Genomic DNA, 7,161 nt, shown 5'->3' on the forward strand with positions numbered 1-7,161 from the left:
GGGTCGGGCGGCCTATCGGGGGCGGGGTCACAGCCAGCCGTTGCGGCGGAAGAGCAGGAACAGGCCGAGGCTGGACAGCCCCATGAGGAGCAGGGCGAGCAACCAGCTGAACGTCCAGTGGAAGCCTGGCCCGGGCGGGATGTTCATGCCGTAGATCGAGGCGATGAGGGTGGGCACGACCAGGATGCCGCCCCAGGAGGACACCTTCTTCATGGCCTCGTTCTGGGCCTGGCCGACGAGGGTGCCGTTGACCGACATGATGTTCTGCAACAGCTGGCCGAGCCCGTCGACGCGCTCTCGGACGGCGGCCTCGTGGTCGGCGATGTCGCGCAGGTGGCCGTACAGGTGCTCCAGGCCGCCGCGGTCCCCGCGCGGGCGGGGGCCGCGGGGATGGGGTGCGTCGGGGCGTGGCCCGTGGGCGCGGCCCTCGATGGAATCTTTCAGGCGGGCCATGAGGTCCTCCAGGACCCGGCCGAGCGGGTCCACCGCGCGCTGGAGGAGGATGACCTCGCGGGCCAGCCGGTAGGTGCGCCGGGAGGCGTCGCGCGCCCCGGCGAACACCTCGTTCTCCAGTTCGTCGATGTCCTCCTGTAGGGCGGCGACGGTCGGGGCGTAGGCGTCCACCACGTGGTCCAGGGCGGAGTACAGGACCGCCAGGGGCCCGTGGGCGAGCAGGCGGGGGTCGCCCTCCAGGTGCAGGCGCAGGGCGGTGAGGTCCAGCTGCCCGGTGTGGGTGATGGTGATGACGAAGTCCCCGCCGACGAAGACGTGGACCTCGCCGACCTGCACCGCCTCGGCGTCCTCGTCGTACCCGGCCGGGCGCAGCACCGCGAAGAGGACGTCGCGGTACAGCTCGGCCTTGGGGCGCTGGTGGGCGACGACGGCGTCCTCCAGTGCCAGCGGGGGCAGCTCGAAGACGCGGGCCAGGTCCGTGAGCTGGTCCCGGGCGGGGTCGGCCAGGGCGATCCAGGCCATGCGGCCATCGTGCCCGGCCAGGGCGTCACGGGCCCGGGCGGGGGTGTCGGCGGACCCGTCGGGGCGGCCGTCCCGGTACAGGCGGATCCACATGGGGCCGGGCGGGGTGTCGGCGGGCGCGGCGGCGCCCGCACGGCCCAGGGCCAGGGTGCGTTCGGGGGCGGGGAGGCCGCTGCCGGAACGCGGCCTGGGCCGAGGGGTGCGGGGATCGTGCTCAGGGGTGCGGGGATCGTGGGGTGTGGGCTCGTGGGGTCCGGGTTCGCCCGTGTTCACGCGGGGGCCCTTTCGTCGTCGGTGGCGCCGCCGTGCACGATCCTGGCCGCCCACGGGTGGCGGGCGCTCCCCGACACGCCCGCGGCGGCGGCGCGGGGTCGGGGTCGGGGTTCGGGATCGGACACCCCATGTCGTTCGGTGTCGAGCGGCCCGGGGGCCCGGTGCGCCCGAGCGATCGCCTCGTCGCAGCGGGTGCGGGCCTTGAGGCGACCACGGGGAACGCCGGTCGAGCGGTCACCGGCCCGGCTCGTCTCCCCTCAGGGCGGGGTCGGCGGGCAGGCCGGAGGCGCGCAGGGTGATGTTGAGGCGCCCCGTCAGGCCCAGTGCCGGCGGGGCGGTGCCGGGCCGGGTGCGGGGCACCCCGTGGTAGGCCAGCCGGGAGGGCCCGCCGAACACGAACAGGTCGCCGCTGCGCAGTTCCACGTCGGTGTAGGGGCGGGTGCGGGTCTCGGTGTTGCCGAAGCGGAAGACGCAGGTGTCGCCCAGGCTGAGGGAGACCACCGGTTCCAGGGCGGCCTCGTCGCGGTCCTGGTGCATGCCCATGTGGGCGTCGGCGTCGTAGAAGTTGACCAGGGCGACGTCGTAGGGCGGGGCCTGGGGGTCGGGCGGGGCGCCGTAGGCGGCCTCCACCGCGCGGGCCGCCAGGTCGCCGAGTTCGGCGGGGAAGGGGCGCACCGGGGTGCCGTCGGGCAGGGTGCGACCGTAGGTGTAGGGCTTCCAGTGCCAGCCCAGGGAGACCATTCCCACCGACATGCGGCCGCCGCGCGGCAGGGTGTGGTGGCGCATCCCGGCGGGCCCCACGGCCCACTCCCGGCAGCGTTCGACCAGGGCGGCCTGCCGCTCCGGGGACAGCCATCCCGGCAGGTGGACGGCCCCCGGCGCGATCTCCACCGGGGGGCCGGTGAACAGCGTGTCGCTCATGTCCCCATGGTGCCCGCCCCGGAGGACGAACACAGGCGACGAGCACGGACGACGAACAGAACAGAACAGACGAGAACGCGCCCGCCGCCGTGGGGCGGGGGCGCGTTCGGGGCCGGGACGGGGGGCGGGGCGGTCGCGGGTCAGCGGCGCATGAGGTCGCGGATGTTGACCACGAGCAGCAGCACCACGACGGCGACCACCGGCACCGTGACGGCGATGCGCCAGTTGACGACGAACGCCGCGACGATGCCCACCACCAGCCCGACCACCACCGCCAGGACCGCCAGCCCGGTCAGGTACTGGACGAACTTGCGGCGGACGATCGAGTCGATCGCGGCGAAGGCCACGACCACGCCGATCATCGCGTAGAAGGTGAACTGCCCCTCCAGGAGGAACAGCGGCAGCGCGAGCGCGATCAGCAGCAGCGGGGTGCTCAGGGCCACCCACAGGTGCAGGAAACGGGTGGGGCGCTGCTCGCCCGAGGAGTAGGGCAGGTGCGGGGCCTTGAGGTGCTCGGTCGGGCGGGGCACCAGGGGCGTCTCCGACTCCAGGGCGCGCAGGTGGCAGTCGCGCTCGTCGGCGGTCAGGACGCGCTTCTCGTAGACGCCCGCCAGCTCCTTCTCCAAGGTGGCGATCTCCTCGGCGTAGGCGCGGGAGCGGGGCCGGGTGTTGGCCTCGCGGGTCAGCACCATGCGGGCCGAGTCCAGCTGCCGCAGGCGGTCGCGGCGCTTGACGATGTCGGCGTCGTACTCGCGGATGCGCTCCTCCAGGGTGAGGACGTGCGAGCGCAGCTCGGCGCGGGCGGCCGCCTCGGTGGGGGCGACCTTCTGCAGGCCCACCCAGGCCAGGGGGTCGGCCCAGGAGCGGCGGATGGTGCCGTCGCGTTCGTAGCGGGGGCCGCTGGGGGCACGCTCGCCGTCGAAGAAGTCGCGGGTGTCGCGGCCCCACAGGCCGCGGAAGCCCTTGACCCAGGGGGTGTCGTCGTCGATGACGACGGCGTTCCACTGGCGGTCGCCGCCCGGGCCCAGGCGCTCGCCGTCGCCGCGGGCGTAGTCGACGAAGGGGACGCCGATGCCGTGGCGGTTGATGGCGCTGTCCGCGCGGAAGATGCGGTGGGTGACCCACTTCCAGGCGTTGAGCAGGCCGCGGAGGACGGAGGGGTCGACCTGGATGAGGTAGTCGCCCGGGAGCATCTGGTGGGAGTGCGAGCCCGCCCCGACGTAGATGATCGGGTGGTCGCCGTCGCGGTGCAGGTCGTGGTCGTTCCAGCTGCGGCGCAGGTCGTCGCCGTGGTACTCGTGGGAGGAGGCGCCGACCCAGACCGGGCGGGTGGTGCCGTCGGGGTTCTCCACCACGTAGACGGTGACGCGCTCCCAGTCGGCCTCGTGGTCGTTGACGCCGCCGTAGATGGTCCGCCAGTCGTTCATCGCGTAGAAGAACCAGTACTGGAGGATGATGTAGCCGCCCTCGCGGGTGACCCGGCCGTAGTAGGTGGCGTTGCCGTCGTCGACCCGCTCCCGGTATCGGGTCACCGCCGCGAAGGTGACGCCGCCCGGGACCGCGCCCCGGATGAGCAGGGAGAGCTTCATCAGGATGTCGAGGATGCGGCCCAGGACGCCGACGGCGGCCAGGCGGCCGCTCTTGGGGATGACGGTGCGCGCGATGCCCTTGAAGCGGCGGGCCTCCTCGCGCAGGGTGTCCTCCTGGACGAAGCGCAGGTGTTTGTGGCGTCCGGGCCACTCCTCCTCGGCGGTGGCCAGGCGGTCGAGGTCGAGCTCTTCGGCGGGGACGATGACGCGTTCCTTACCGCCGGGCTCCTCGATCCACAGGCTGCAGTTGCGTACGTAGGCGTCCACGTCGGCGGGGAAGAAGAGCTCTCCCTTGGTGCACATGAGCACGGGTTCGTGGGCGCGCAGGAGTTCGAGATCAGTTTTCGCGGCCATGGTCGCGCCAGATTAGTGCATGTGGCGGGGCCGGAAGTCCCCCGGCGCCGGGCGGGTCGGGGTGCCGTCGCGGTTCCGGAGGGGCATCGTCGCAGCTCGCGGCCGGATGGAGGGGTGGCGTTCCGGTCCGGGAGGGGTCCGCGGCGCCGGGGCGGTGCCTGTGCTGTGGCGCGGATCACCCATCGGGAGCCGGGTCCGGGGCGGGAGCGGGCTCCCGGTGCGAGGGCACGGGGGTGGGTTTCCGGCGCGGGGGTGGGTGCGGCACACCCACCCTGGCCCCTGTCCGCCCGGCCGGGGGCGGCCTAGCCTGGAGGTCATGGACATCGACGAGGCCGCCGAGCCTCCGGCCACGCTGGAGGGGTTCCTACGGGCGCGGCGGGACCGGGTCCGGCCCCGGGATGTGGGGCTCCCGGGCTCGGAGCGGCGCCGGGTGCCGGGCCTGCGCCGGGAGGAGGTCGCGGTCCTGGCCGGGGTGAGCACCGACTACTACATGCGTCTCGAACAGGGGCGGGAGCGCCACCCCTCGCCCCAGGTGCTGGACGCCCTGGCCCGGGCCCTGCTGCTGGACGAGGAGGCCGCCGGACACCTGCGGCGGCTGGCGCGCGCCGACGGACTCCGCTCCCGGGGACCGCGCCGAGCCGAGCGGGCGGGGGCGCAGCGCGCCGAGCGGGTGGGGCCGCAGCTGCTGCGACTGCTCGACCGGTGGAGCGGCACCCCGGCCTTCGTCCTGGGCCCCACGCTGGACCTGCTGGCCCGCAACCCGCTGGCCCGGGCCCTGCACTCGGGTTTCGCGACCACCGACAACATGGCGCGCATGACCTTCCTCGACCCGGCCGCCCGGGTGTTCCACCGTGATTGGGACCGGGCCGCCGCCGCGGTCGTGGCCGAGCTGCACAAGGCCGCCGGGACGCGGCCGGACGACCCGCGGCTGGGCGCCCTCGTCGGAGAGCTCTCCCTCAAGAGCACGGACTTCCGTGTCCTGTGGGCGCGCCACGAGGTCCGCGGCAAAGGCGGGGGCACCAAGGCGCTGCACCACGCCGCGGTGGGCGACCTGGACCTGCACTACGAGAGCTTCACCGTCAACGACTCGGGTGGACAGCAGCTGGTGGTGTACCAGGCCGAGCCGGGGAGCCCGTCGGAGGAGGCGCTGGCCCTGCTCGGCTCCCTGCACACCGCTTACCCCATGACCGGTGGGTCGGGGCAGGACGCCGGAATCCATTCCGGATCCGACCGATCCTGAACAGAAGATGAACCAGATACAACTTTTTCAGGGCACCCGCACTTCGGTCATGGCATTTCTCCCGCGTGTCCATTCATGTGAATTTCACCGAGGAGCCCCGGGGCATCGGATTCTCCGCCGACAGGCGGGTGATGTGAGTGAACGGGCGTCCAACACTCGGCGAAAGCGGCGCACTGCCGACGTGGTGGACTGCTCTCCGGCCTAGGATCGTGCCGTCGGACCGGACGGGGACTCCACGTTTATCTGACCCTCGGCGACCTTGGTACGCGCTTTAACAAATCGGCTTTCTCGGCTGTCCGATAAGCCGAACCGTGGTGGCCGGACGAGCACCGGATTCCCCCGACCGATCTCGTTCGCGCGTTCCAGGGGGAATCGGCGTCGTGCCCACACAAGAGGCCAGGAATCTCCTCTACGGCCTGACGGGCATCCAATACCCCACCGCCAACCCCGCCGCCATGCGCGCCCTGGGCGAGCACTACGCCGACATGGCCCGACGGTTGAACGAGCTCGGGCCGATGATCGCGGCGTCCCGGCGCAGGGTCCAGGACACCTTCGACGGACGCACCTCGGAGTACTACTCCCGCGCCCTGGACCAGTTCACCACCGGCCGCAACGACTACGTGGGCCAGGCCGGGGACCTGGCCGGCACCATGTCGCGGAGCATGCGCGAGGGCGCCGCCACCGCCGAGTACATGGTCATGATGATCTGGGGCCAACTCGTCGCGTTGCTGGCCGAGATCGCGTTCGCCATCGCGATGGCCAAGTGGACCTTCGGCGCGTCCCTGAACTGGATCCCGATGTTCCAGCGGCTGCGGTCGCTCTTGATCGGACGCATCCTGATCTGGGCGATCTCCACCGCGGTCCCGCACCAGATCATCGCGCAGCTGTTCGCGTCGCTGGACTCCATCATCCAGCGCATCCAGATCGACAACGGCACCCGCGACCACCACGACGCCAACCTGACCTCGGGCGCCCACATCGGCGCGGCGATCAGCGGCATCGTCTCCGCGTTCCTGTCCACCGGCCTGTCCGCCCTGCTCAGCCGCCAGTTCCGCACCTTCCTCAACACCGCCCTGCGCAACCTCCGCGGACTCCCCCCACCCCCACGCACCGCGATACCCACACCCAACCCCGGACGCAACACCCCCACACCACCCGCACGAGAGGCCTGGAACTCCATCAACGAGGACCTGGCCGACGTGCTCACCCGCAACCGCGAATCCCTGGCCGTCCCCTACGATCCCAACCGGGGACTCGGTGAGCTCCCCTGGCAGACCGCCGGATCGGCCACCGCGTTCCGCAACGACCTCGCGAACGTCTTCCAACGCAACCTCGGACCCGAGATCGGCGACCAGGCCGCACGACGCCTGGGCGAGAACTACGCCGAAACCTTCATGCGCCAATGGGGCACCCCCGACCTGGTCCCCTCACTCCAACGCACCCTGGCCGACTCCGGGCTACCCCCGACCGTCAACCGCCACCTCGCCCAAACCGTGCCCGACACGCTGATGCGTGACATCGACCGGTTCGGTGCGCACTGGACCACCCAGCTCAACACCATCGGCGGCGACGCCGCCATCAACGGCGCCCTCGCCGGATACACCGGCGACCTCCTCGCCAACGGCATCACCACCGGCGAATGGAAGGCCGACCCCTCCTCCGCCTTCACCGGCGCCGTCGAGAGCGTCCTGTCCAACACCATCACCTCCGCCATGATCAACGGCATCGACCACCTCGGCCGACCCGACCTCGACACAGAACTGAACGCCACCCGCGACCGCCTCGACTCGACCCCACCACCCGAACACA

Annotated in this window: 5 protein-coding genes; 2 read left to right on the forward strand and 3 right to left on the reverse strand. The window is 72.2% G+C overall.

Annotated features, from left to right (window positions below; all coding sequences use genetic code 11):
- Positions 1-27 precede the first annotated feature (27 nt).
- From ACJOT3_RS02425 to ACJOT3_RS02435, 3 genes are all read right to left on the reverse strand, one after another.
- Positions 28-1,122 (reverse strand): magnesium and cobalt transport protein CorA, encoded by a 1,095-nt coding sequence (locus tag ACJOT3_RS02425; RefSeq protein ID WP_406968260.1) that lies wholly within the window; start codon positions 1,120-1,122, stop codon positions 28-30.
- A 360-nt stretch (positions 1,123-1,482) separates the two neighbouring features.
- Positions 1,483-2,169, reverse strand: coding sequence for an alpha-ketoglutarate-dependent dioxygenase AlkB family protein (locus tag ACJOT3_RS02430; protein ID WP_406968250.1), 687 nt, complete (start codon positions 2,167-2,169; stop codon positions 1,483-1,485).
- A gap of 140 nt (positions 2,170-2,309) precedes the next feature.
- Entirely contained in the window at positions 2,310-4,112 is a 1,803-nt protein-coding gene (locus tag ACJOT3_RS02435) for an NPP1 family protein (RefSeq protein ID WP_406968252.1), read from the reverse strand.
- A 316-nt stretch (positions 4,113-4,428) separates the two neighbouring features.
- Here ACJOT3_RS02435 and ACJOT3_RS02440 point away from each other — a divergent pair, with 316 nt between their 5' ends.
- A complete protein-coding gene (locus tag ACJOT3_RS02440) occupies positions 4,429-5,352 on the forward strand; it encodes a helix-turn-helix domain-containing protein (protein ID WP_406968254.1) in 924 nt (307 codons plus the stop codon).
- Between the two features lie 380 nt (positions 5,353-5,732).
- Positions 5,733-7,161, forward strand: a 1,429-nt coding sequence (locus ACJOT3_RS02445) for a WXG100-like domain-containing protein (protein WP_489685955.1), incomplete at its 3' end; no start/stop codon positions are given.

It is taken from the genome of Nocardiopsis protaetiae (genome assembly GCF_045446735.1).
GTDB classification, from domain to species: Bacteria; Actinomycetota; Actinomycetes; order Streptosporangiales; family Streptosporangiaceae; genus Nocardiopsis; species Nocardiopsis protaetiae.